Below are 25,406 nucleotides of genomic sequence, written 5' to 3' on the forward strand. Positions count from 1 at the left end.
CATCGGTACGCGCCGACACCTTGTGGGCGGTGAACCTGAATTGGACGACGTTGCTGGTGTTCGTGCTGATCGGCACGCTGTTTTTCCTCGGCCAGGGGCTGGGGTTGCTGAGCCAGCAGGTGGTGGTCGGCTACGTCCTGGCGATCATGTTCCTGCGCACGCCGATCTCGATGATCCTCGACGCCATTCCCGCGGTCATTCGCGGCCATGTCGCGTTGCAGGCCATCGACGCCCTGGCACTGGGCGAGACGGTGGAGTTCAAGACGCCAGCACAAGCGGCGCAGCCGTTTCGCGAGCTGCGCCTGTCGGACGTGCATTACCGTTACGCCGACAAGAACGAGGAGTTTGCTTTTGAGTTGGGGCCGATCGACCTGACGATCCGGCGCGGCGAGTTGATTTTCATCGTCGGTGGCAACGGCAGCGGCAAATCGACCCTGGCCAAGCTGTTGACCGGGCTCTATGTGCCCGCTGCTGGCGAGGTATCACTCAATGGCGTGGTGCTTGATGCCAGCACCAGCGAATGGCACCGCGAGCACTTCGCCGCGATCTTCGCCGACTTCTATCTGTTCGCCGATGTGCTGGGCGAGGCGGGCGACCATGAAGGACTGGAGGCTCGGGTGGATCATTATCTCGACCGCCTGGGGCTGGCCCACAAGGTCGAATTCGCCGCCGGACGCCTGTCCACCACCGCGTTGTCCCAAGGCCAGCGCAAACGCCTGGCGTTGCTGCTGCTGATGATGGAAGGCCGTGAAGTGTTCCTGCTGGACGAATGGGCGGCCGACCAGGATCCGGTGTTCCGCCATGTGTTCTACAACGAGTTGCTGCCCGAACTGAAGGCGGCCGGCAAGACAGTGATCGCGATTACCCATGACGACCGTTATTTCGACGTCGCGGACCGGGTCTATCGTCTCGACTACGGTCACCTCGTTGATTACGACCGAGCGACGGAGAACCCCTTTCAGTTGGCGAAATGATCGGCGCGCTCAGGCGTCCTGATCCTGCCGTTTGCATTCATCGAGGGGACAACTGCTGCAATAGCCGACGCCGGGAAGGCGGTAGCGAATGCAGCAGATCCGCCGCAGGCGCTGGGGCTCGTCTTCGCCGATGTCGTGATAACGCACGGGGGCGAACAGCGGGTTGCGCCGGCCATCGGGACGCAGGCGGGCGCTGAGGATTTCCCGGGCGGGCAGGGTGCTGTCGGGATTGGCCAGGGGGTGCAGGTCGATCCGCGTGGTGACGAACTCGAAGGTGTTGCCGGCGTTGCTCCAGAACAAGCGGGGCGATGCGCGGCTGACGCTCGCCAGCGTGTCGATGACCGGTTCCAGGTGCTGCTCGATCAGCGTATGGAACCGTTCGAAGGCCATGCATTCCAGCAGGGGTTGCCCGGCATCGCGCAGGTGCAAGGCCTGTGGCCTGGCGTCGTCGCCAAGTTTCAGCCCGACGTCGTCCAGGGCGAGCGGCAGCTCCCGTTGCAGCAGCAGATTGGCCGCCATCACCGGCGCGAGGAAGGTGCTGAAATACCACTTGGACCACAGCGACACCAGGGCCAGGCGCTCATCGGTCTTGTAGCGCGCCAGCAGTTCGTCGACGAACGCGCTGAACGTCTCGGGCTGGAAGAACAGGTCCGCCGACAGGTCGGTTTGCGGATGGCTGCGCAATTGCAGCTTCTCTTCGAAGGCTGCGAGCGGCCCGGTGAACAGCGGAGCAAGGCTGGGAATCATTGACTCATCCGTGACCGCGAATTGAGAGGGGTTATCGTCCAGAGGGGGCGAAGTATAAACAGCGCACCAGCGTCTTGCGACTGTTCGCCGACCCTGAAATATACGAGCCATGTAAGTTTTTTAAAATATTAATGAGAATCGCTACCATTAGTATTGTATCGTAGCGATCTTTCCCGTCATGCCAGTCAAGGAGCAAGCAATGAGTTTGGATAGCCCGGATACGCGGTTTCTGGTTGTCGTCAACGAAGAGGAGCAGTACTCGATCTGGCCGGACTACCGCAGCGTGCCCGAGGGCTGGCGCACCGTGGACATGCAGGGCAGCAAGGAAGAGTGCCTGGCCTACATCGAAAAGGTCTGGACCGACATGCGCCCGCTGAGCCTGCGCCAAGCCATGCAGGCACAAGGACAGGGTTGATCGCCCACGACCGCGTTCTCATTTTCAGGGAGTCAAAATGGAAAGTGTCCAGCCCCGTTCATCCTCCAGCGCCACCTTCACGCTGGAGCAGTTCCGCCACCAGGCGCCGCGTGAACTGAATACCAATCCGTACCTGCAACGCCAGGCGGCCCGGGAATCGAATGCGCGTTCCTATCCGCGACGTATCCCATTGGCCCTGCAGGAAGCCCATGGTCTTTATGTGCGCGACACCCAGGGTCAATTGTTCATGGATTGTCTCGCCGGCGCGGGCACCTTGGCGCTGGGCCATAACCACCCGGTGGCCATTGCGGCCATGCGCCAGACGCTCGATTCCGGCTTGCCCTTGCACACCCTGGACCTGACGACGCCGGTCAAGGATCGCTTCGTCGAGGACCTGTTCAACGCCTTGCCGGAGAACTTCGCCCGTCACGCGCGCATCCAGTTCTGCGGCCCGACCGGTGCCGATGGCATCGAGGCGGCGCTGAAGCTGGCGCGGATCGCCACCGGGCGCAAGCCGATCCTGACGTTCTCCGGCGGCTACCATGGCATGACCCTGGGCACGTTGAGCCTGATGGGCAACCTGGGGCCGAAACAGGCGCTGGGCTCGCTGATGGCCGACGTGCAGTTCCTGCCATACCCGTATGACTACCGTTGCCCGTTCGGCATCGGCGGTGAAGCCGGCATCGATGCCGGGCTGCACTTCATCGAACAGCTGTTGAGCGACCCGGAGTCGGGCGTGTTGCCCCCGGCGGCGGTGGTCGTGGAAGTGGTGCAGGGCGAGGGCGGGGTGATCCCGGCGCCGGTACGCTGGCTGCAAGGCTTGCGTCAGTTGACGCGCAAATATGGCGTGGCGCTGATCATCGACGAAGTGCAGACCGGCCTGGGTCGAACCGGCAAGCTGTTCGCTTTCCAGCATGCCGACATCGAGCCGGACATCCTGGTGCTTTCCAAAGCCATCGGCGGCGGCCTGCCGCTGGCCGTGATGGTCTACCGCGAAGAGCTCGACACTTGGAAACCCGGTTCCCATGCCGGCACGTTCCGTGGCAACCAGATGGCGATGGCTGCGGGTGGCGCAACGTTGCGTCATATCATCAGCGAAAATCTGCCAGGGCACGCCGAGGTCATGGGGCAGCGCCTGATGGAGCAACTGCGCCAGTTGCAGGGCGAATACCCTTGCCTGGGCCAGGTGCGCGGCCGCGGGTTGATGGTGGGCGTGGAAGTGGTCAGCGACACGCCGAGCGACAGCCGCGTTCCCGCTGCGGACACCGCATTGGCCCAGTCCATCCAGCGTCAATGCCTGCGCCTGGGTGTCATCCTGGAACTGGGCGGGCGTCACGGCGCCGTGGTGCGATTCCTGCCGCCGCTGATCATCCAGGCCGAAGAAATCGATGTGCTGGTCGAACTGTTCCGCGTGGCATTGAACAATGCCCTCGCCGAGACCAAGGGCAGGGCGTTGCACATCGCTTGATCCACTGCTGTTCATCAAGGCAGTCGACCAACCCGTGGCGAGGGAGCTTGCTCCCGCTCGGTTGCGTAGCAACCGTAGGATTTTTAGGGCTGCTGCGCAGCCCAGCGGGAGCAAGCTCCCTCGCCACCCATCGTCTTGCCATCTGAACAACGTCACCGTATCGAGGTTGCTACTTGTAACGCTGCTCGAACACCGCCAGTTGTTCAGGCTTGATCAACTGGAAGGGCACCCACACCTCGGATTCCACCGGCTCGCCCTTGATCATCTTGAGGGCGGCCTGCACCGCGCTGGTCGCCTGGGCCTTGGGGTCCTGGAACACCGAGGCGACCAGCATTCCGCGCTTGATCGCCGCGAGGCCGTCCGGCAAACCGTCGATGCCGACAATCGCAACCTCACCCTTGGCCTTGCCGGACTGTTGCAACGCCATGGCCGCACCGATGGCCATCTCGTCATTGTTGGCGACGATGGCATCGAAACGGCTGCCGGCGAGCAGCCAGTTGCTGGTCAGGTCCATGCCTTTGTTGCGCTGCCACTCGGCACTCTGTTGCTCGACCACCTTGATGTCGGGAAAGTCCTTGAGCACTTGCTTGACCCCTTCGGTGCGGTCATGGGTGGCGTTTTGCGCGAGGTCGCCCATGATGATCGCGAGGTTGCCCTTGCCCCCCAGTTTTTCGGCGAGGTAACGCATCTGCAGTTGGCCGGCCTCGATGTCATTGGACGCCACCGTGACCACGCCTTTGGGCAGCGTACGTTCGTCGGGGTGACGGTTGACGTAGACCAGCGGCGTCTTCGCCTCGACCGCGGCGCGGGTGATGTTGGCGGTGGCAGAGGTGTCCACCGGCAGGACGATGACCGCATCGACTTTCTGGTTGATGAAGCCCTGGACCTGGTTGAGCTGGCGAACCACATCGCCCTGGGCGTCCTCGAACTGGATCTGGACGCCGTCCTTCTTGGCGGCCTCGTCCAGGCCGTTACGCACGTAGGTCATGAAGTTATCGTCAACCCTGGCGATGCTGACGCCGATGCGATAGTCGGCGGCGGCCCATTGGCTGAAGATCAGGAGCAGCGTGGCGAACAGCAGTGTGCAACGACGCATGATGGTTTTCCTTTTGTTGTTATGAAGTGAACGTCATCAAGAATTTTTCTGCACGGACCTCACCCATCCAGCGTAAAGGCCTGCCTGAAGCGCTCAAGCGCGACTTCGCTGTCCCCACTGGCCCAGCCTTCGAGGCCGACCACACCGCTGTATCCCATGCCGAACAAAGCCTTGGCAACGGCGGGGTAATGAATTTCACCGGTGCCCGGTTCCATGCGGCCAGGCACATCGGCGACCTGGACCTCGCCGATGGCATCGCCGGCGCGCTGGATCAGCTCGATCAGGTTTCCTTCGCCGATCTGCGCGTGATAGAGGTCCAGGTTCATCTTCAAGTGCGGGCTGCCCACGGCCTCGATCAGCGCCAACGTGTCGTCGGCGCGGGCGAACGGTGTGCCGGGATGATCGACTTCGGTGTTGAGGTTTTCCAGCAGGAACACCCGGCCGGCGTCTTCCCCCAGGCGGGCGATTTTTTCCAGCGTCTTGCAGGCGCTCAGCCACATGCGGCCGGTGGCTTGGGCGACGGGTTTTACCGGCAAACCCTGGTCTCCCAGGCCGGTGCCGTGCAGGTTCAGGCTCGGGCACCCCAATTGCGCCGCGACGGCCAAGGATTCCCGGGCGCTTTCGAGCAATTGCCGGATGTCCTCGGGGTCGGTCAGGTTGCCTGCGATGTAGCCGGTCATCGACGTGAAGTCAGCGCCAGTGGCAGCGAGGGCCTGGATGTCCTTGGTCGTCCAGTTCCAGATCTCGACGCTGAAGCCCAGCGCGTGGATGCGTTTGACGCGTTCGACAAAGGGCAGGTCGAGGAACACCATCTCGGCGCTGACCGCCAGTTTGAACGGTATGACACTCATGAAAGCGCTCCTTGAACACGCACCGCTTTGCCTTGCTGGAAAGACTCGATGCAGGCGCGGGCAATCGCCAGCGCGGCCCGGGCGTCTTCACCGCTGGCGCGGGGTTTTTCGCCGCTGCGCACGCAATCGACGAAGTGATTGAGCTCGGCCACATAGGCGTCACGCAGCAAGTCGGTGTCCATGCGCTGGGTATCGGCCTGCACGCCACTGGCCAGGTAGCGCAGCAAGTCGCCGTCGTTGACGCTGCCCATGGTCAGCATGCCGGCGCTGCCGAACACTTCCCCGCGAACATCGTAGCCGTATACGGCCTGGAAGTTCGCCTCGGCCGTGGCGATGGCGCCGTTGTCGAATCGAATCGTGACCACTGCCGTGTCGAGGAACCCTTTGTGTTTGAAATCCGGTGCAATCAGCGCGTCGGCCATGACAAACACCTCGACCGCTTCGGCACCCGGATTGAGATAACGCAACGTGTCGAAATCGTGGATCAACGTTTCCAGGAAAATCACCCATTGCGGCGAGGCAGCGGGATTGTTCAGCGCCGGATCGCGGGTCAGCGAGCGTAGCAATTGTGGCGTGCCGATCCGGCCGGCAACCACGTCCAGGTGAGCCGTGCGGAAGCTCTTGGCGAAGCGCCGGTTGAAACCCACTTGCAGCGTCACCCTCGCATCGGCAGCGGCGGCAATGGCACGATCGGCTTCCTCAAGGGTGATGGCCATGGGTTTTTCGCAGAACACGCTTTTGCCGGCCTGCGCCGCGCTGATCACCAGTTCGGCGTGGCTGCGGGCGGGCGCGGCGATCAGCACGGCGTCGATGTCCGGGTCGTCCAGCAACTGCTTCGGATCGGTATAGACCTTCTGCACACCCAGTTCCGCTGCCAGGCGTGCGGCCTGGCCCGGCGTAGGATCGGCAATGGCGGCAAGGCATGCGCCTGGGATGTGCCGAGCGGCGGTCAGGCCGTGAAAACTGCCCATGCGACCCGCACCGATAAGGCCCAGGCGGAGGGTGTTCGACGTACTCATGAATGACTCCCTTTTTTTGTTGTTCGCGACTCGTTGTCGGTACAAGGTAGGGAGCAAGCGCTGTGCCAGTTTCTAACTGGCTGAAACCTATAGGTTTTATTGATGGTTGATGCGCAAGGGTGTTCATTTGAATGACATGTCTATACTGACATGTCGAAAATATGAACATAGAGCCCGCCATGAACACACAGCCGATGGCCTTGAACCTCGAAGACCGTGACTACCTGACCGCCCTTGGCCCCGCGTCGTTGAATGGCGGATCAAGCCCGGCGCTGGATAAGGCCTGGCGCGCCTGCTTGAAGGGCATCACCGAGCGTCCCGCGGGTGTCAGGCAGGTGATCTGGAACTCCTGGCGGCGCAGCGTCGATGCCGGCCTCGATCCGGAGGACGGCGAGTACCGTTTCGTCGCGCCCGCTGAGTTGACCGAGACGCTGGCGGCGAATCGACTGTTGATTGCCGCGGCGGCGCAGGTCATGCGCGGCTTGCTTGCCTACAACCCCAACGGGCATATCAACCTGACGGATGCCGAAGGCACCACCTTGTACTTCTGCGGCCTGGACCTCACGCCCATCGGCAGTCGGTTGCTGGAGACGGTACAAGGCACCAACTGCACCGGACTGGCGCTGGTTGAAGACCGTCTGGTGTATGTGCTGGCTGGCGAGAACTTCGGTGTAGGCCTGCGCCAGCGGCATATGCATTGCGCCGCCGCGCCGATCCGCGACGCCCACGGTCGGACGCTGGCGATGTTGACCTTGACCGCCGAACCCGGCTGGTTTCACTTCCACACCTTGGGCACCGTCCAGGCCGCGGCCGAAGCCGTCGCCCGGCAAATGACGCTGCATGCGTTGCTGGAAGAACAGCAAACGGTCCTGGAAGTGCTCAACGAAGGCTTGGTGGTGTTGGACGAAAACGGCGACATCAAGGCCCTCAACCATTACGCCCGGCAGTTGTTTCGTGTCGACCCTGCCTGGCTGGGCAAGCCGTTCCAGAGCCTGGGGCAGACCGAACTGAGCGGTGAAATCCTGCGCAGCACCGGGGAAGGGGTGCGGGACCTGGACTGCACGTTCGAGCTGCACGATCGAAGCCACCTCGCCTGCCTGGTGTCGGTCTGTCCGCTGGAGCAGGGCGGTCGCGTTGTTTCGTTGCGCGAGAACCGGCGCATCCGCGAAATCACCCGCCGCATCATCGGCACCCAGGCCAGCTACACCTTCGAAACCATCCAGGGCCATTCACGCGCTATCCAGGACGCGTTGCACCTGGGCCGAATCGCCAGCCGCAGCGACTCGACCACGCTGATTCTCGGTGAGAGCGGCACTGGCAAGGAGCTGTTCGCCCAAGCCATCCACAATGCCAGCGAGCGTCGCGGCGGGCCTTTCGTCGCAGTGAATTGCGGCGCCATTCCCCGCGACCTGGTGCAGAGCGAACTGTTCGGCCACGTCGAAGGCGCGTTCACCGGATCGGCGCGCGGCGGCTCGGCGGGCAAGTTCGAACTGGCGGACGGCGGGACGATTTTCCTCGACGAGATCGGTGACATGTCCTTCGATGCGCAAGTCAGCTTGCTACGCGTCCTGCAGGAAGGCGAAATCACCCGCGTGGGGGCGAAGAAATCGTTGCGGGTCAACGTCCGCATCATTGCCGCGACCCACCGCAACCTGAGCCAGGCCGTGGCCGAAGGCGCCTTTCGCGAGGACCTTTACTACCGACTCAACGTGCTGGGCCTGACGGTGCCGCCCCTGCGGATGCGCGTTGAAGATGTGCCGATGCTGGCACGGCATTTTCTCGCGCGTTGCGCCCGGTCGCTGAGGAAACCCATGCGTGACCTGTCAGCCGAGGCGCTGGAACGCTTGGGCGCGTACCACTGGCCGGGCAATGTCCGCGAACTGGAAAACGTCATCGAGCGCGCGACCAACCTGGCCGCCACCGAGCTGATCCAGGCGACCGATCTTGCACTGGACATCAGGCAGGGAGGCCAGCCGTTGGCGCGGCATTCCGCTCCCGCGCCACGAGCGGCCGTGGATCTTGGCACCCATGAAATGAACGCGATTATCGCCGCCCTCAGGGACACGCGAGGCAATATCCGCCTGGCCGCCCGACAGTTGAACGTGTCCCGTGGCGGTTTGTACAACAAGATGAGCCGATTCGGGCTCAAGGTCGAAGCGTTCCGTTCGGGATTGGACTGATCCGAAATAGGCTGATTCAGCCTCGACCTCGTTCGCGACCCAACGCCACCAGGCAACCGCCCAGCAACAACGCGGCACCCGCCACCAGCAAGGGCGTGGGTCGCCGCGCCGGCTTGCGCCAACCGCCTTCGACACGTCGCTGGCCGCTGGGTGGGGCGAACAGGTTGCCCGAGGACGTGTCCGATGCCGGGCTGCGGTTCAGTCCCCAGCGCGTCAGCCAGCCCGAGAGTTGCGGGAAACCCGGCAGCAGAAAGTGTGCGGCTCTCGCCAGTACCGCCGCACTGCCGACGGTGGTGGTGGGCTTGGGGTTGAGGGCACAACTGACCATTGCCTCGGCGACGCGATGCGGGTCGTACACCGGTGGTGGTGGCTTGAGCGCATGGCCGGTGAAATTGGCGCCATCGCGAAAGCCCGGCGTATCCATGACGGCGGGATAGATGTCACAAACGTGAATGTCCCGGTATTCCCCCAGCTCACCGCGCAAGGCTTCGGACAAACCGCGCAGTCCGTACTTGCTCGCCGAATACGCAGCGGCATAAGGCTGGGCGACCCAACTGCCCAACGACAGCGTGTTGATCAGGATGCCGCGTTTTTGCTTCTTGAAATACGGCCAGGCCACGTAGGCGCCACGCAGGTAACCGAGCAAATCGGTTTGCAAGACCTGCTCATGGGCTTCCAGCGGCGTTTGCTCGAAATCGCCCACCGCGCCCACGCCGGCATTGTTGATCCAGATGTCGATGCGACCGTCACCGAACGTCGCGGCTTCGGCGGCCAGCGCCTGCATCTGCTCGCTGCTGGTGACATCGGTGCACACCGCAAGCGCGCGGGCTCCCTCTGCCTGACATTCCGCGACGACCTCATCGAGCGCCGCACGGTCGCGCGCCGCCAGGACCAGGCGCGCCCGCTGCCGGGCGAACGCTTGCGCGGTGGCGCGGCCGATGCCGCTGGAGGCGCCGGTGATGACCACGAGTTTTTCGGCCAAGGGAGACGACTTGGATTGTCCGGAGGGGCCTGCGCCGACCGCAGGCCGGTCGATTTCGGGCTGCAACGGCGTCAGCTTCAGGCGCACACCGTCAGCCATGACCAGCGTCAGGTCCTCGATGGTGCCGGCGACCCTGTTGGGGTACACCGGTTCGCCCTCGGGATCGAGTTGGTTGTAGATAAATGTCTGGCCTTCCAGCCAACCCACCGCCGTGTTCAGTTCAGGGCCCAGGTAATACTTTCCATCGAGGAAGAAGCCGGGAAAATGCGGCGCTCGCTCGACGCTTTCGACGGCGTAGCGCTCGCCCGTCCTCATGCCGGTTGCCGGGGAAATCATGATCAATACCTCCGCTCTGTTGGTTCTGCGATAGAGAGCGGGGGTGAAACCGGGGTTCCATCGAAGTGAGGAAAGGAAATCCGAGTGAACCGAGGTTCGTTCCCGTCAGTCACTTTTTCAGGAAGTCACCCCATCAAGGAGCCTGAGATGCGTTCTGTTTATCTCGCCAGCCTGTCCTTCACCGCGCTGCTCTGCGTCGCGTGTTCAAGCCAACCGCCTGCGACCTGGAGTTACGAGGACGCGCGAAGTCGCACCCCGGTGCCGCCCGACCAGGCATACCCCGAGCTGTTTGAAGCGGTACAAGGGCAACAGCTTTTTACCGACCAGAAGCATTTCGTCGACGCGCTGCCCAAGCGCGACCCCTCGCAGATCCGCGCGGATTACCTGGCCCGCCGGGGCAGCGCTGACTTCGATCTCGACGCCTTCGTAAAGGACAACTTCATCGAATCCGGCCAGGCGGAAAGTCCGACGCCGAAGCCCGGCGCGCCGATCGACGAGCACATCGATAACCTCTGGCCGGTGCTCAGCCGAACCTACACGCAAGTCCCGCAGTACAGCAGCCTGCTGCCCTTGCCGCAGCCGTACGTGGTGCCCGGCGGACGTTTTCGCGAGATGTATTACTGGGACTCGTATTTCACCATGCTGGGGCTGGAGCAAAGCGGTGACAGGGCGCAGGTCCGCCAGATGACGGACAATTTCGCCTATATGATCGACACCTACGGGCACATTCCCAACGGCAATCGCAGCTATTACCTGAGTCGATCGCAGCCGCCATTCTTCGCCTACATGGTGGAGTTGCAGGCGCACATCGAAGGCGAGCAGGCCTACGGGCGCTACCTTGGGCAACTGCAAAAGGAATACGCCTACTGGATGGAAGGGGCGCAGACCCTCAAGCCGGGCGAGGCTGGGCGCCATGTCGTCAAGCTTGCCGACGGCAGCGTGCTCAACCGTTATTGGGACGCCAGCCCGACGCCTCGCCAGGAGTCGTGGTTGCAGGACGTCAAGACCGCTGAACAGGCAGCCGACCGACCCAAGGACGAAGTCTGGCGCAACTTGCGTGCCGGTGCCGAAAGCGGCTGGGATTTCAGTTCCCGTTGGTTGGGGAATGGCAAGGACCTGGCGACCATCCGCACGACGTCCATCGCGCCGGTGGACCTGAACAGCCTGATGTATCACCTGGAGCGCACCATCGCCAAGGCCTGTGAAACCGTAGAGAACGTCGCGTGCGTCAACGCCTATGGGCAGCGCGCCGAGCAGCGTCAACGCGCTATCGAGACGCACCTGTGGAACGCCGACGGTGGTTACTACGTGGACTACGATTGGCAGCAGAACCGCCAGCGCCCGGCGCTCACCGCAGCGACGCTGTTCCCGCTCTATACCGGCCTGGCTTCCAGCGAACGGGCCAACCGTACCGCCGACGCCGTGCGCAAGGGCTTGCTGCGTCCGGGCGGCATCGCCACCAGCCAAGTCAACAACGGCCAGCAGTGGGACGAACCCAATGGCTGGGCGCCCCTGCAATGGGTCGCCGTCGAGGGACTGGAGCGCTACGGCCAAACGGATCTGGCCCGGGAGATTGGCCGCCGCTTCCTGCAACAGGTCCAGGCGCTTTATCGCAAGGAAGACAAGCTGGTGGAGAAATACGACGTGTCCGGACAAGGCAGCGGCGGAGGCGGCGGTGAATATGAATTGCAGGACGGCTTCGGCTGGACGAACGGGGTAACGCTGAAACTGCTCGGTAAATACGGCGGTTGAGTCGGGCCGGTTCGGTGCTATTCTTCGCGAAATCCGTGAGGAATAGCACCGAGATTGGATCAATGAACACGAATCGTCACCAGTTCCCCTCGCCGGAAGACTTGAAGGTCTTTGTGACCGTCATTCGGAAAAACGGCTTTGCCAACGCCGCAGAGGCGCTGGGGTATTCCCCGGCCTATGTCAGCAAGCGCATTGCTGTCCTGGAGTCGACGTTGTCCACGCGGTTACTGCATCGCACGACCCGGCGCATTGCCTTGACCGGCGACGGCGAGCGTGTGTGGATCTGGGCCGAAAGGCTGCTGGGGGATTTCGAAGAGTTCGTCGGCGAAATCGCCAACGCACGTCATCAACCCACCGGCTCGCTGAACATCTGCAGCAGTTTCGGTTTCGGCCGCAATCATGTCGCGCCGGCCATCGGCAAGCTGTCACAGACGTACCCTGGCCTCGACATCCGCCTGGATGTGTTTGACCGCGTCGTTGATATCGTTGGCGAGGGCTTCGACCTGGAAATCCGCGTGGGCGATGACCTGCCGGGTCAGCACCTGGGCCGCAAGCTGGTGAGCAATCGGCGCGTGCTCTGCGCGGCTCCCGAATATTTGCAACGACGCGGCACGCCGCAGTCGCTGGAAGACCTCAAGGGCCATGATTGCCTGGTGCTCAAGGAGCGCGACAACGCCTTCGGTATCTGGACGTTGAGCAAGAACGGGCGGGAGGAGACGGTGCGCGTCGGTGGCCCGTTGTCTTCCAACAATGGTGAGATTGTCCTGGAATGGGCGTTGAGCGGCGGCGGCATCATGCTGCGCTCGATGTGGGACGCCGGGCCCCTGCTTGAACAGGGGCGATTGGTTCAGGTGCTGCCGAGCGTATTCGCAAAGTGCCAATGTCTGGGCGGTGTATCCGACCCGGCTCAGCCAGTCGGCGAAGCTGCGGGTGTGTGTCGAGTTTCTTGAGGCGTATTTTCGGGATTTGTCGGCTGGGTAGGGGGGCGGCGATGGTGAAACCGCCATCGCGAGCAAGCTCGCTCCCACAGTCTTCCTTGCGCTACAGCCAGGGATTCTCCGCCAGGTGCCGGCTTTCGAAGCGGCGTATCTGCTCCGCTCGTTGAAGCGTCGTGCCAATGGCATCCAGCCCGAGCAGCAAGGATTGCTTGCGCAGCTCATCAATCTCGAAGGCAATTGTCTCGCCGTCCGCCAATCGGATCTGTTGCGCTGGCAGATCGACGCTGATGCTGGCGGTTTCGGCGCGGCTGACCGTTTGGGCGATTTTCCTGAGCTGCGCTTCAGGCAGTTGAATCAGCAACACCCCGTTGCGCTGGCAATTGTCGTAGAAGATCCCCGCAAAGCTGCTGCCGATGAGCGCCCGAATGCCGATTTGCTTCAGGCCCCACACCGCGTGTTCCCGGCTTGAGCCGCAGCCGAAATTCTCACCCACCACCAGGAACGTTGCACCGCGCCAGCCAGGTTTGTTGATCACGAATTCAGGGTTGGGAACGCCAGCCTCCAGCCACATCAAATCAAAGAACACGCCACGGTCCAGCCCGTTGCGGTCGATGCCCTTGAGGAACTGCTTGGGCATGATCACGTCGGTGTCGATGTTGGCGGCCAGCAGCGGCGCGGCGGTGCCGCGTACGATGGTGAAAGGTTGCATGCTTCAGGCCTCCGGCAACAGTGGACGAACGTCGGTCAAGTGACCGGCAATCGCGGCGGCGGCCACCATGGCCGGGCTCATCAAGTGGGTGCGCGCACCTGCGCCCTGGCGTCCTTCGAAGTTGCGATTGGTACTGGACGCGCAGCGATCTCCGGGGGCCAGCACGTCATCGTTCATCGCCAGGCACATCGAACAGCCGGATTGGCGCCATTCGAAACCGGCGTCGCGGAATATCGTCGCCAGGCCTTCTTCTTCGGCCTGCTCACGGACCAAGGTCGAGCCCGGCACGATCATCGCCCGCACATGGGCGGCAACATGCTTGCCCTGTACGACCCGTGCCGCATCGCGCAAATCTTCGATCCGCGCATTGGTGCACGAGCCGATGAAGGCATGGTTGATCACCACCTCGGCGAGCGGCATGCCTGGCTCAAGGCCCATATAATCGAGCGCGCGCTGCAGGCCTTGGCGCAGGATCAGGTCGGGTTCTGTCGAAGGGTCAGGTACACGACTGCCAATCGCTGCAGCCTGATCAGGGCTGGTGCCCCAGGTGACCATGGGCTCCAGCGCATCAATATCGAGCGTCACTTCCCGGTCGAAGACTGCACCTGCATCGCTGTGCAGCGCTCGCCATTTGGTCACGGCCCGCTCCCACAACTCGCCACGGGGCGCGCGCGGTTTGCTTTGCAGGTAGGCGAAGACCTTGTCATCCGGCGCCATGAACGCGCCCCTCGCGCCCGCTTCGACGGCCATGTTGCAAATGGTCATGCGGGCTTCGACACTCAGGGCGGTGATCGCCGGGCCAGTGAACTCGATCGCATAGCCGGTGGCGCCCGAGGCACCGATTCTTTCAATCAGCGCCATGATGATGTCCTTGGCGGTGACGCCTGCCCCGAGCGTGCCGTTGACCGTGACGCGCAAGGTTTTCAGGCGCTTGTAGACCAGCGTCTGCGTCGCCAGTAAATGCTCGATTTCAGACGTGCCGATCCCGAAGCCAAAAGCCCCCAGCGCACCGTAGGTGGTGGTGTGGCTGTCGCCCGCGGCCACCACCATGCCCGGCAGGATGAAACCCTGCTCAGGGGCAACGACATGCTCGATGCCCTGGCGTTTGTCCAGCACATCGAACAGCTCGATGCCGAAGTCACGGCAGTTCTCGGCAAAGTACGACACCTGCCGGGCGCCGCCAGCATCCGGCATGGCTGCGATGCGCTGGGGCGCCGTCGGGTTGACGTGATCGACCACCGCCAGCGTCGCGCTCGGCCGCCACACGCTGCGGCCGGTTTCACGCAGGCCGCTGAAGGCTTGAGGGCTGGTGTACTCGTTGGCGACCTGGCGGTCGATGTACAGCAGCACGTGGCCCTGGTCATCCAGCGAGCATACGGTATGGCTGTCGATGTGCTTCTGATAAAGCGTTCGGGGGCTGTTCATGCAGGCTCTTCTTCATTCCTGGCGGGTCTGCACACAGCATATTGACTGCCGCCGTCGCATCAAGCGCACGGGAGTGAAGGCGTTGCACACGGATTGTGATCAATCATGACGGGCGAGCGGGGCGGCCCTTCCATGGCCGCCCGAATCGGCGTGGATCAGCGTCGGGCGGTGCGGGTGCTGACGTCCACCCACACGGCCAGGACCAGGATGCTGCCCTTGACGATCATCTGCCAGTAGCTGTCGACGTCGAGCATCGACATGCCGTTGTCCAGGCTGGTGATGACCAGCGCCCCCAGCAGCGCGCCATAGACCGTGCCCGAGCCACCGCGCATGGACGTGCCGCCGATGAAGCAGGCGGCGATGGCGTCCAGTTCGCCCATATTGCCGGCCGAGGGCGAACCGGCTGCCAGGCGCGCGGTGTTGACCATGCCGGCGAGGGCGCACATCACGCCCATGATGCCGAAGATCCACAGTTTCACCGCCTGCACGTTGATCCCGGACAGGCGCGTGGCCTCCATGTTGCTGCCCACGGAGTAGACGCGCCGGCCGAACACGGTCTGGCTGGTCACGTAGCTGAACACCCCCAGCAGGACCAGCAGGAGCAGCACCGGAACCGGAATCCCGTCATAGCTGTTGAGCGTGTAGACGAACCCGGCCAACACCGCGCCGATCAACACCACCCGCACCACGTCACGCACCAGCGAATGAGCTGCCAGGCCGTGGAGGGCGCGATTGCGGCGCTGTTTCCAGGTCAGGAACAGCGTCAGCGCGAACAGCAACACGCCCAGGCCGGTGCCGACCGCGTGAGGTAGATAACCCTGGCCCACATACACCAGCTCCGGCGACACCGGGGCGATGGTCGTGCCGCCAGTGATGCCCAGCAGGATCCCGCGAAACGCCAGCATGCCGCCCAGGCCGACGATGAAGGAGGGGATGCGCAGGTAGGCGGTCATATAGCCGTTGGCCAGGCCGATCATCAGTCCACACAGGACGACCAGGCTCAGGTTTGCCAGCAGCGGAATGTGATAGACCACATCCAGTATCGCCGCCAGCCCCCCCAGCAAACCGAGCAATGAACCCACCGACAAATCGATCTCGCCGCTGATGATCACCAGCACCATGCCGCAGGCAAGAATGCCGGTGATGGACATCTGCCGTAGCAGGTTGGAGAGGTTGCGCGGGGTCAGGAAGCCGCCCTCGGTCTGCCAACTGAAGAACAGCCAGATAACCGCCACGGCGATCACCAGGGCGAGCATTTTGTAGCGGGTGAAGACTTGTTTGACCTGATTCATCTACGCGGACTTCCGATCATTGTTGTTATTGCTTTCGGGATGGCTGAGCGCGGCGGCAAGCACCTGTTCCTGGGTCAGTTCCTGATTGATGAAATCGCCGCGCAGTTGGCCCTCGCCGATCACCAGCACACGGTCGGATACACCCAGTACTTCGGCCAGTTCCGAGGACACCATGATGATCGACACGCCTTCGGCCGCCAGCGCGCCCATCAGCTTGTAGATCTCGTACTTGGCGCCGACGTCCACACCTCGGGTGGGCTCGTCGAGAATCAATACCCGGGGCTTGGTCAGGAGCATCTTCGCCAACACGGCTTTCTGCTGGTTGCCACCGGAAAGGCTGGTGATGGGCAGGAACGGGCTCGCGGTCTTGAGGTGCATGCGCGAGATTTCCCGGTCGATGCTACCCAGCTCGGCTTCTGCGTCGATGCGGGTCATCCTCGAGAAATTTTCCAGCACCGCCAGGGTGATGTTCTGGCCCACGCCGAGGTCCGGGATGATGCCTTGGCGCTTGCGATCTTCGGGGACCATGCACAGGCCGGCGCGGATCGACTTGAGCGGCGTGCTGGTGTCGATAAGCTGCCCGTCCAGCCAGACTTCGCCCTCATGGCGGCCGGGGTAGGCGCCGAACAGCGCTGACACGAGCTCAGTGCGGCCGGCGCCGACCAACCCGGCGATGCCGAGGATTTCGCCGCGCTTGAGCACGAACGAAATGTCATCGACCCGTTTGCGCCTGGGGTTGTCGACGTCGTAGCAGGTGACGTGGCGCGCCTCGAAGATTACCTCGCCGATTTCATGGGGTTCGGTGGGGTAGAGGTTGCTCATTTCCCGTCCGACCATTTGCGTGATGATCTTCGGAATGTCCATGTCGGCCATGGCCGTGGTCGCGATGTGTTTGCCGTCGCGGATCACCGAGATGGTGTCGCACACGGCGGCCACTTCATCGAGCTTGTGGGAGATGTAGACACACGCCACGCCCTTGGCCTTGAGGTCGCGGATGATGTCCAGCAGCACGTCGATTTCCGAGCGGGTCAGGGCCGAGGAGGGTTCGTCGAGGATCAGCAGGCGCGCCTGCTTGTTCAAGGCCTTGGCGATCTCGACCAATTGCTGGTAGCCGCCGCCGTACTGCGAAACCGGCAGCGAGACGTTCATGTCCGGCACCTTGAGTTCGCGCATCAGGGCTTCGGCGCGGTGGATCATCGCCGGGTAGTTCATGCGTCCGCCGGGCAATGTCAGCTCGTGGCCCATGAAGATGTTCTCGGCCACGGACAGGTCGGGAACAAGGGTCAGTTCCTGGTGGATGATGACGATGCCGGCGGCTTCGGTTTCGCTGATCGATTGCGCCTTCAGCGGCTGGCCGTCCCAGAGGATTTCGCCCTCCCAGGTGCCATAGGGATAGACCGCCGAGAGGACTTTCATCAAGGTGGATTTGCCGGCACCGTTCTCGCCGCACAGGCCGACGCACTCACCCGGCCTGACCTTGATGTCGATGCCGTTGAGGGCCTTGACACCGCCGAAGGTCTTGACGATGCCGTTCATTTGCAGCAGGTATTCGGACATGGCGAGGGCTCGTAAAAAAGGGCTCTGGCATCACTGGACCTGTGGGAGCGGGCTTGCTCGCGAAAGCGGAGGGTCAGTCAACATCAATGCCGGCTGATACAGCGCATTCGCGAGCAAGCCCGCTCCCACAGGATCTTCGTCTAACTGAAGAGTTCTGCCCGGGTCACTGCCCGGCGATCTGCGCCTTGGTGTAGAACCCGTCCTTTTCCAGCAGGTCGATGTTGTCCTTGGTCAGCGCAGTAGGCGTGAGCAGGATGGTGTCGACCTTTTTGTTGCCGTTGTCGTATTGGGAGCTGTAGGTGGGTTTCTCATTGCGCGCCAGTTGCACCGAGAGTTTGGCGGCTTCGGAGGCGATCAGTTTCAGCGGCTTGTAGACGGTCATGGTCTGGGTGCCGTCGATCACCCGCTTGACCGCCGCCAGGTCGGCGTCCTGCCCGGAGATCGGCACCTTGCCGGCCATCTTTTGCGCGGCCAGGGCCTGGATCGCGCCGCCGGCGGTGGCGTCGTTGGAGGCGACGATGCCATCGATCTTGTTGTTGTTCCGGGTCAGGGCGTTCTCCACGATGCTCAGGGCTTCGGTGGGGTTCCATTCCTTCACCCATTGCTGGCCGACAATCTTGATGTCGCCCTTGTCGATGGCCGGTTGCAGCACCTTCATCTGGCCTTCGCGCAGGATCTTCGCGTTGTTGTCGGTCGGTGCGCCGCCTAGCAGGAAATAGTTGCCCTTGGGCGCTGCCTTCAATACACCGCCGGCCTGCATCTCGCCGACTTTTTCGTTATCGAAGGAAATGTAGGCATCGATGTCGGCGTTGAGGATCAGCCGGTCATAGGAGACGACCTTGATCCCGGCTTTCTTGGCTTCGGCGACGGCGTTGGTCAGCACGGTGGCGTTGAACGGCACGATGACGATCACGTCGACGCCACGGGAAATCAGGTTTTCGATCTGGGAGATCTGCTTCTGCTCGTTGGCATCGGCGGATTGGACATAGACCTTGGCGTCGAGTTTTTCCGCCGCCGCGACAAAGTAGTCACGGTCCCGCGACCAGCGTTCCAGGCGCAGGTCATCGATGGAGAAACCGATTTTCGGGTGGGCGGCGTCGGCCATGACGGGAAGCGATAGCAGGGCGAGCGCGCCGGCGAGCAGGGTACGTTTGAATGTTTTCATGGTGGTGCGTCCTTTTATTGTTTTTTGAAAGACACTGCCTGACGATGAACGTGATGCCGGTAGAACTGTAGAGCGTTGCTTGGCGTTGCGGGCACAGATTTGTCGCGCGAATGTAACAGCCTCGCCGCGCCCGCAACGTTGTCCGCTGTCAGGAGTAAATGAAGCGGTTGACGACGTTTTCGAGCATCTCCTGGCGACCGCTGACGGCTTGCGGATTCAGGTCGTTGGTAAATGCGTGCTCGGCCAGGGTTTCGAGGCTGTAGTCACCTGCGAGCAGCGCCTTGCCAAACGGCTGCTGCCAGCCGGCGTAGCGCTGGTCCTTGAATTTCTGCAACTGATCGTCCTGCACCATGGCCGCCGCGCGTTCCAGGGAGAGCGCGAGCACGTCCATGGCGGCAACGTGGCCGTGGAACAGATCGACGCCGTCGACGCTTTGGCGACGGACCTTGGAATCGAAGTTGAAACCGCCGTTGCCGAAGCCCCCGGCCTTGAGGATTTCATAAGTGGCCAGGGTCATTTCCTCGACACTGTTGGGGAACTGATCGGTGTCCCAGCCGTTCTGCGGATCGCCCCGGTTGGCATCGATGCTGCCGAAGATTCCCAGGGAGACCGCGGTGGCGATTTCATGGTGGAAGCTGTGCCCGGCGAGCGTCGCGTGGTTGGCCTCGATGTTGACCTTGATCTCCTTCTCCAGGCCGAACTGCTGCAGGAAGCCGAACACCGTGGCGGTGTCGTAATCGTACTGATGCTTGGTCGGCTCCTGGGGCTTGGGCTCGATCAGCAGGTCGCCCTTGAAGCCGATCTTGTATTTGTGCTCGACCACCATGCGCATGAACCGGCCCAACTGTTCCCGCTCACGCTTGAGATCGGTATTGAGCAGGGTTTCATAACCTTCGCGACCGCCCCACAGCACATAATTCGAGCCCTTGAGACGCTGGGTGGCGTTCATGGCGCTGAACACCTGGGCGGCGGCGCAGGCGAAGACTTGCGGGTCCGGGTTGCTGGCGGCGCCGGCATGGCGAAACGCGGGTTGCTGAAACAGTTGGCGGTGCCCCAGAGCAATTTGATCCCGGTCCGTTCCTGGTGGCCCTCAAGGTGATCGACCATCTGCGCGAAGTGGTTGCGGTATTCCTTCAGCGACTGGCCTTCCGGCGCGACATCGGTGTCGTGGAAGCAGTAGTAGTCAATGCCCAGCTTGGAGAAAAACTCGAACGCCGCCTCGGCCTTGCCGATCGCCAACTCCATCGGATCGCCGGCGTGCTGCCAGGGGCGCTTGAAGGTGCCGGCGCCAAACACATCGGACCCTGGCCAGACAAAGGTGTGCCAGTAGCAGACAGCCATGCGCAGGTGTTCGCGCATGGGTTTGCCGAGGATCAGCTTGTTGGCGTCGTAGTGGCGGAAAGCGAGCGGCGAATCGCTGCCTGGGCCCTCAAAGCGAATGGGCTGGACATCTGGAAAGTACGACATGGGCGGATTCCTTTTTATTCTTGGCGGTGTCCCGATACTAACGCCGGCCCTGGGCCTGCTGATTATGAAAATCACCAAGAGGCAGTTCGATTTTGAGTATTGAGATTCGCCGCTGGCGCGCCTAGGCTCTGTCCATCGGCCCAGGGTTCAAATAATGAAAATCGTCCCGCCCGTCCACCGCATCGCCCTGTTGTTCAACGGCAGCAAGATCTACGACCGCGGCATCATCAGCGGCATCGGCAACTACCTGAGCAGCACCCGCGCGTCCTGGGACTTGTTCCTCGAGGAAGATTTCCTCTGTCGGTTGAAGGGGATCGAGCGCTGGCAGGGCGACGGGATCATTGCCGATTTCGACGACCCGCTGATCGGCGAGGCGCTGGCCGGGATCAAGTTGCCGGTGGTAGCCGTGGGCGGCTCGTACCAGGACGAGCGCGCCTATCCCAAGGGCATTCCCTATGTCGCCACGGACAACCATGCGCTGATCAAATTGGCCTACGAGCACCTGATCGAAGCCGGGTTGACGCGCTTCGCCTGCTTCAGCCTGCCGGAATCCCAAGCCAATCGCTGGGCCCAGGAACGGGAGAAGGCCTTTCGCCGATTGATGCAACGCGACGGCCTGCAAGCCGAGGTCTATCGCGGCATGGGCACTAGCGCGCCGCTGTGGGACAGCGCTGTCGAGCAGCAGATCGCCTGGCTGCAAAGCCTGCCCAAACCCATCGGCATCATCGCCGTCAGCGACGCGCGGGCCCGGCAGCTGCTGCAGGCCTGCCTGACCGCAGGCATTGCCGTGCCGGAGCAGGTGGCGTTGATCGGCATCGATAACGATCCACTGACCCGCAGCCTGACGCGGGTGCCGCTGAGCTCGGTGGTGCAGGGCACCGAAACCATGGGCCGGACCGCTGCGCGACTGCTCCACCAGATGCTGCATGGCATGCCGTCCACGGGCACGCAGGTGCTGATCCCGCCGGAGGCGATCAACGTCCAGGCGTCGAGCTTGCACCAGCCGCTGGGCAATCCTTATGTCATGCAGGCCCTGTTGTTCATTCGCCAATACGCCTGCCAGGGCATCAAGACCGCCCAGGTGGCGGCGTATGTCGGCGTGTCGCGTTCATCCCTGGAAGCGCATTTTCGCAAGGTGCGCGGGTGCAGCGTTCACGACGAAATCCTGCGCTTCAAATTGGCTGCGGCGGCCAGTGGTCTGGAGAATACCGACTCAGCGATCGCCGACATCGCCCGCAATTGTGGCTTCAAGTCGGCGCAGTACCTGCACACGGTGTTTCGTCGGGAGTTCGGTTGTACGCCACGAGAATATCAGCAAGGCACGAATATGGCGGGCGAGTAGTACGAGGGGTTCTTGTGGCGAGGGAGCTTGCTCCCGCTGGGCCGCGAAGCGGCCCCTGAGCCAATCACTGCGGTGAGCCAGGCTGATCCCGACTGGCCTTTTTGGGGCTGCTGCACAGCCCAGCGGGAGCAAGCTTCCTCGCCACAGGATTTTCGTGAGGCATCAATCCGCTGCCTTGAGGGTTTTCTCTTGGACAAGCAGCATGGAGCGATCGGCGGTTTCCACGAACAGGTCATAAGCCTCCAGATAGAGGTACGAACTGCTGGTTTTGAGTCCATTGTCCGCGTTGCACTTCACGTCAAGCGCCAACCCTTGCAGCGAAGCAACTTTCTGCGCGGCGGGAAAGGACTCACCGACTGAACATTCAAAGGTCTGCTCGAAAGGCTTGCCCTCACTGCTCACAAAACTCTTGCTGTAGCCGATGGCGCTACCTGGCTTGAGGTTTTGCCAATCCCCCTTCAAATCGATCCGCATAAGACGGCTTGTTCGCTCGGCTGGAACCTTTGGCTCAGCGCTACTCGCCGAGGCAAGCTCGATCAGGCCGCGCCAGCGAACGCTGAGCTTTTCGCTGCCCAATGCGCCCATGGCCTGCTCGCGCCAGATGCCGCGAGCCGGGCCTGGCTGCAAATAGAGATCCATAGGGGTGTTCTTGACCACGGCGCCCGGCGCCATGGGCGAAGTGGCGTCATAGGTAAATTGCAGGTGACTGAGCGTGCGGGTCGGGTGTCCTTGGGGCAATGCGCTGACTTGTGCCAGCAACGCTGACGGTATTTCTGGTGTAGGCATGTCCGGCGGTAGTTTCTTGCGCAGTGCGCCCACTGTGTCGAGTTTTGCCAGCTTGGCGGGTTCGGCGCAAACAGCGCCAACCAAGCGCGTACGTTGCTTCGCATTCAAAGCGCTGGCGAGCGGCTGCAGGGGCGGCAACAGGCCTTGGTTGCTCATGCGATAGACCTGGCGGGTGTTGGCCTGCTGTGTAGAGCAATTGATCTCGACGCGCTCAAGCTGACGGTCGTAGGTCTTGCTTGCCTCCAGGCGCAGGCGAGCAAAGTCGATGCCTGCCCATATCGAGCGTCGAGCATTGTCCAGGTCCAGGCTGCCGGAGTCGACCATTAAGATGTCTTCACCATCGCCAGGAAGCTGCCTCCATCCGCCGTCCTCCACTGCTTGGCACATTTGCTGAGCCGTGGTGCGTGCTGGTTGCTGCGGGTCCGCCGGCAACACGAAAGGCTTGTACCAGCCTTCTGCCTGGCGATAGTCCATCGCTAACATCAGGGCCTCGCAATTGGCGAAGAGTCGCGCCTGGGTGGCCGGCTGGGTGCCCGCGGCGGGCACGTCGACCATCAGCACTGCGGTGGGCCCCATTCGCAAGGTGTTATCCAAAGGCAGGGGCTGGGCCAGTACACGGGCCGTCATGGCCAGGTTCTGCGCGTCGCGTTCGGCAGCGACGCGTTTGTTGTGCTCGGCGATTTTATCGGATCGAGACGCACAGCCCACCAGGGCCGAGGCGCAGAGGGCAGCCAGCAGCGTGGCGGTCGATATTCTGGATAGATGAAGCATGAACGTCCTTGATCAGTGTGGAGTCAGTCAACTGCGTCGGGGGAGGTCCATCAGTGCCATCCTGGCCGAGCGCTTTCAGGGGGGCGCAGATTAAGAGGTTTACCTGCGTTTGGCCAGTGACGGATTCTCTCCACCGAGGGCCAGCCATTCAGCTAGATAGCCAGGTATTAACGACCCGCCGGTCCAGCTCCTCCCAGTCCGCCATGCCCAACACCCGCGTGGTATTCAGGCCGCGTAGATAACCGCGCAGTTGATTCGCCGTGTCCCGGTTGAGTTGCGGGTCGGCTTCGGTGTCGCCCAGCAGCACGGTTTCGTACGGGACCAGATACTCCGCCACCCGTTCCCGGAAGTCGGGCAAAACCGCACCGCGAATCAGATCAAATGTTCTCATCAGATACCTCATAGGTTTTTTCAGGGCTTGCAACTATTGCCATCAGTAATAGTGACCATTACGAAATGCAAGTTCTGCTTTGCCGCATGTTCATTGGAGAATCAGCCCCATCGAAACGCAGCCCAACACCGCAGGACCTGAAACATGCGCCCCTTATTTTTCCTTGCCCTGGCTTTGCCCCCGTTGTTGCTGGCCGGATGTGCCTCGGCTCCGAACGATCCGACCCTGACCTTGCAGACCAGCAAGACGCCGGCCGAATACGCCGAATGCGTCGTACCGAAATTGCAGGTCCGCGCGCTGAATCCGACGGTCTCGCAGACCCAGCGCAGCTACCGCATCGTCGTGCCGAGCAAAGTGGCGGCGGACAACGTGCTGGAAGCCTACAAGGCGGGTAGCGGCGGCAAGGTGTTCGTCTATGAGCGGCATTTGCTGGCTTCCAACTTCCTGCCTTCGAATTTTGAGCGCGCCGCCCAGGATTGCATCTGACCGGTCCGTAAACGCTTTTCTCCGTGCTCCTTTGGTTGGCCGCAACCAACCAATTCCCTTGCCCCGCACCGTATTCGGTCGCGGGGCTTTTTTTGTCCGGCGCGCCTTGCGTATCGTGGTGTGAGAGGATGGCGCATTCGACGCCACCCTCGACAAAAAGGACTGAGATGAACCTGTTCCCAGCGCACTCCGTGCCATTGCTCCTGACGTTCGCTGCCCTCTGCGCCCCGGTGCACGCCGCGACGTGGCAAATCTGCGACATGCAATTGCGGGTCACTGAGGTGGTGAAACAGCCGTTCCCCGGTCTCCGCGCCCAGGTTCTGAAAACCAGCCCTGCCTCGCCCGACGTGGAATGTCCGGAAGAGGGTGCGGTGATCAGTTTCATCCCGGAAACCGCTGACTACCAGGCCACGCTTGCCCGGCGCAAATGGCCTGTAAAAGGCCAGGCGATCCGGATCAAATACCGCTACCTGGACGGCATCTGCAAAGGCGACGGCAACGAACATCCTTGTCGTATCGAGCATTATCCTTTCGTGGCCCGATGATCAGCCTTGGCCGGCGTTCGCCTCGGCTTCGATCGCAGCCCTGACGCTGGGGCGCGTCTCGATCCGAGCCATATACAACGCCAGCGCCGGCCAATGCTCGATGTCGATGGCGAAAAACGGCAGCCATTTGAGCACCGTGAACAAATACGCGTCGGCAAGGCCGAAATCCCCCTGCAAATAGCTGTGTTGTTCGAGAGCGCCGGCCAGGTAATCAAGCCGCTTGAACAGCTTCTGCTTGAAGATGGCCTTGGTCGTTTCCGGGATCTCGGCGTTGAACAGCGGGGCACAGCCGCCATGGATTTCCGAGCTGATGAAGTTCAGCCATTCCTGCAACCGAACCCGCTCCCAGGTGCCATTGGCCGGTGCCAAGTGATTGCCCGGAACCTGATCGGCCAGGTACTGGACGATGGCGGGACCTTCGGTCAGCACTTCACCGTTATCCAGCATCAGCGCCGCGACGTAGCCCTTGGGATTGATGGCGAGAAAGTCCTGCCCGCCGACGGTTCGCTTGGTCTTGTTGTCGACGCGGATCAGCTCGAAGACAATGCCCAGCTCCCGCAGCACGATGTGCGGGGACAATGAACAGGTCATGGGCGCGAAATACAATTTCATGGGATTTTCCTGATGGCGTTGAGTGCCGCTGAGGATCGGCGCCAACCGGAAGATTTTCAAAGGACATTTCGAGTGCTAGCGTATGACAAAATCTCATGAG

At 62.2% G+C, this 25,406-nt stretch carries 21 protein-coding genes and 2 pseudogenes; 9 read left to right on the plus strand and 14 right to left on the minus strand.

The window, feature by feature from the left end:
* Positions 1-29: 29 nt before the first annotated feature.
* On the plus strand, positions 30-974 hold the full coding sequence (locus tag AB4N42_RS16240) for a cyclic peptide export ABC transporter (protein WP_460114984.1): 945 nt from the start codon (positions 30-32) through the stop codon (positions 972-974).
* A gap of 9 nt (positions 975-983) precedes the next feature.
* Here the strand turns inward: AB4N42_RS16240 and fhuF are convergent, their stop codons facing one another.
* Positions 984-1,721, minus strand: coding sequence for a siderophore-iron reductase FhuF (fhuF, locus tag AB4N42_RS16245; protein ID WP_431145391.1), 738 nt, complete (start codon positions 1,719-1,721; stop codon positions 984-986).
* A 199-nt stretch (positions 1,722-1,920) separates the two neighbouring features.
* On the opposite strand from fhuF, the gene AB4N42_RS16250 reads away from it, so the two are divergent.
* Positions 1,921-2,136, plus strand: a complete 216-nt coding sequence (locus tag AB4N42_RS16250; RefSeq protein WP_030141558.1) for an MbtH family protein — start codon at positions 1,921-1,923, stop codon at positions 2,134-2,136.
* Between the two features lie 37 nt (positions 2,137-2,173).
* A complete protein-coding gene (locus AB4N42_RS16255) occupies positions 2,174-3,604 on the plus strand; it encodes a diaminobutyrate--2-oxoglutarate transaminase (protein ID WP_460114985.1) in 1,431 nt (476 codons plus the stop codon).
* A 169-nt stretch (positions 3,605-3,773) separates the two neighbouring features.
* Here the strand turns inward: AB4N42_RS16255 and AB4N42_RS16260 are convergent, their stop codons facing one another.
* The 3 genes from AB4N42_RS16260 to AB4N42_RS16270 are packed head-to-tail and all read right to left on the minus strand — an operon-like array spanning position 3,774 to position 6,570.
* Positions 3,774-4,700, minus strand: a complete 927-nt coding sequence (locus AB4N42_RS16260; RefSeq protein WP_030141556.1) for a sugar ABC transporter substrate-binding protein — start codon at positions 4,698-4,700, stop codon at positions 3,774-3,776.
* Positions 4,701-4,759: 59 nt separating this feature from the next.
* A complete protein-coding gene (locus AB4N42_RS16265) occupies positions 4,760-5,551 on the minus strand; it encodes a TIM barrel protein (protein ID WP_460114986.1) in 792 nt (263 codons plus the stop codon).
* Positions 5,548-6,570: a Gfo/Idh/MocA family oxidoreductase gene (locus AB4N42_RS16270; protein ID WP_258647408.1), complete on the minus strand. Its 1,023-nt coding sequence runs from the start codon at positions 6,568-6,570 to the stop codon at positions 5,548-5,550. The genes AB4N42_RS16265 and AB4N42_RS16270 overlap by 4 nt, the downstream gene beginning before the upstream one ends.
* 179 nt (positions 6,571-6,749) lie before the next feature.
* On the opposite strand from AB4N42_RS16270, the gene AB4N42_RS16275 reads away from it, so the two are divergent.
* The gene (locus AB4N42_RS16275; RefSeq protein ID WP_460114987.1) at positions 6,750-8,750 is read left to right on the plus strand and encodes a sigma-54-dependent Fis family transcriptional regulator; all 2,001 of its coding nucleotides are present in this window, start codon (positions 6,750-6,752) and stop codon (positions 8,748-8,750) included.
* 16 nt (positions 8,751-8,766) lie between these two features.
* On the opposite strand, the gene AB4N42_RS16280 is transcribed toward AB4N42_RS16275, so the two are convergent.
* Complete coding sequence (locus tag AB4N42_RS16280; protein WP_460114989.1) at positions 8,767-10,068, minus strand: SDR family oxidoreductase; 1,302 nt, start codon at positions 10,066-10,068, stop codon at positions 8,767-8,769.
* A gap of 147 nt (positions 10,069-10,215) precedes the next feature.
* Here AB4N42_RS16280 and treA point away from each other — a divergent pair, with 147 nt between their 5' ends.
* Positions 10,216-11,820: an alpha,alpha-trehalase TreA gene (treA, locus tag AB4N42_RS16285; RefSeq protein WP_460114990.1), complete on the plus strand. Its 1,605-nt coding sequence runs from the start codon at positions 10,216-10,218 to the stop codon at positions 11,818-11,820.
* A 62-nt stretch (positions 11,821-11,882) separates the two neighbouring features.
* A pseudogene (locus AB4N42_RS16290) lies at positions 11,883-12,801 on the plus strand (LysR substrate-binding domain-containing protein).
* A gap of 60 nt (positions 12,802-12,861) precedes the next feature.
* Here the strand turns inward: AB4N42_RS16290 and leuD are convergent.
* From leuD to xylA, 6 genes and pseudogenes are all read right to left on the minus strand, one after another.
* The gene (leuD, locus tag AB4N42_RS16295; RefSeq protein ID WP_460114991.1) at positions 12,862-13,467 is read right to left on the minus strand and encodes a 3-isopropylmalate dehydratase small subunit; all 606 of its coding nucleotides are present in this window, start codon (positions 13,465-13,467) and stop codon (positions 12,862-12,864) included.
* Between the two features lie 3 nt (positions 13,468-13,470).
* Positions 13,471-14,892 (minus strand): 3-isopropylmalate dehydratase large subunit, encoded by a 1,422-nt coding sequence (gene leuC, locus AB4N42_RS16300; protein ID WP_460114992.1) that lies wholly within the window; start codon positions 14,890-14,892, stop codon positions 13,471-13,473.
* A gap of 155 nt (positions 14,893-15,047) precedes the next feature.
* The gene (locus tag AB4N42_RS16305; RefSeq protein WP_030140558.1) at positions 15,048-16,184 is read right to left on the minus strand and encodes a sugar ABC transporter permease; all 1,137 of its coding nucleotides are present in this window, start codon (positions 16,182-16,184) and stop codon (positions 15,048-15,050) included.
* Positions 16,185-17,741 carry a D-xylose ABC transporter ATP-binding protein gene (gene xylG, locus AB4N42_RS16310; protein WP_431145402.1) on the minus strand — a complete coding sequence of 519 codons (1,557 nt, stop codon included), beginning with the start codon at positions 17,739-17,741 and terminating at the stop codon, positions 16,185-16,187. It abuts the gene before it with no gap.
* A 163-nt stretch (positions 17,742-17,904) separates the two neighbouring features.
* Complete coding sequence (gene xylF, locus AB4N42_RS16315) at positions 17,905-18,906, minus strand: D-xylose ABC transporter substrate-binding protein (protein WP_030140560.1); 1,002 nt, start codon at positions 18,904-18,906, stop codon at positions 17,905-17,907.
* A gap of 148 nt (positions 18,907-19,054) precedes the next feature.
* Positions 19,055-20,373, minus strand: a pseudogene (gene xylA, locus AB4N42_RS16320) (xylose isomerase).
* Positions 20,374-20,527: 154 nt separating this feature from the next.
* Between xylA and AB4N42_RS16325 the strand changes: the two are divergent.
* Positions 20,528-21,715, plus strand: coding sequence for a XylR family transcriptional regulator (locus tag AB4N42_RS16325; protein WP_460114993.1), 1,188 nt, complete (start codon positions 20,528-20,530; stop codon positions 21,713-21,715).
* Positions 21,716-21,877: 162 nt separating this feature from the next.
* Here AB4N42_RS16325 and AB4N42_RS16330 read toward each other — a convergent pair whose 3' ends face one another.
* The gene (locus AB4N42_RS16330) at positions 21,878-23,272 is read right to left on the minus strand and encodes a hypothetical protein (protein ID WP_460114994.1); all 1,395 of its coding nucleotides are present in this window, start codon (positions 23,270-23,272) and stop codon (positions 21,878-21,880) included.
* Between the two features lie 148 nt (positions 23,273-23,420).
* Entirely contained in the window at positions 23,421-23,663 is a 243-nt protein-coding gene (locus AB4N42_RS16335; RefSeq protein ID WP_033864527.1) for a hypothetical protein, read from the minus strand.
* Positions 23,664-23,807: 144 nt separating this feature from the next.
* Here AB4N42_RS16335 and AB4N42_RS16340 point away from each other — a divergent pair, with 144 nt between their 5' ends.
* Both AB4N42_RS16340 and AB4N42_RS16345 read left to right on the plus strand, forming a co-directional pair.
* On the plus strand, positions 23,808-24,149 hold the full coding sequence (locus tag AB4N42_RS16340; RefSeq protein WP_460114995.1) for a hypothetical protein: 342 nt from the start codon (positions 23,808-23,810) through the stop codon (positions 24,147-24,149).
* Positions 24,150-24,316: 167 nt separating this feature from the next.
* Positions 24,317-24,694: a hypothetical protein gene (locus tag AB4N42_RS16345; protein ID WP_460114996.1), complete on the plus strand. Its 378-nt coding sequence runs from the start codon at positions 24,317-24,319 to the stop codon at positions 24,692-24,694.
* Here AB4N42_RS16345 and gstA read toward each other — a convergent pair whose 3' ends face one another.
* On the minus strand, positions 24,695-25,306 hold the full coding sequence (gene gstA / locus AB4N42_RS16350; protein WP_460114997.1) for a glutathione transferase GstA: 612 nt from the start codon (positions 25,304-25,306) through the stop codon (positions 24,695-24,697). It lies immediately after the preceding gene.
* Positions 25,307-25,406 lie beyond the last annotated feature (100 nt).

Source organism: Pseudomonas sp. H2_D02 (genome assembly GCF_054677635.1).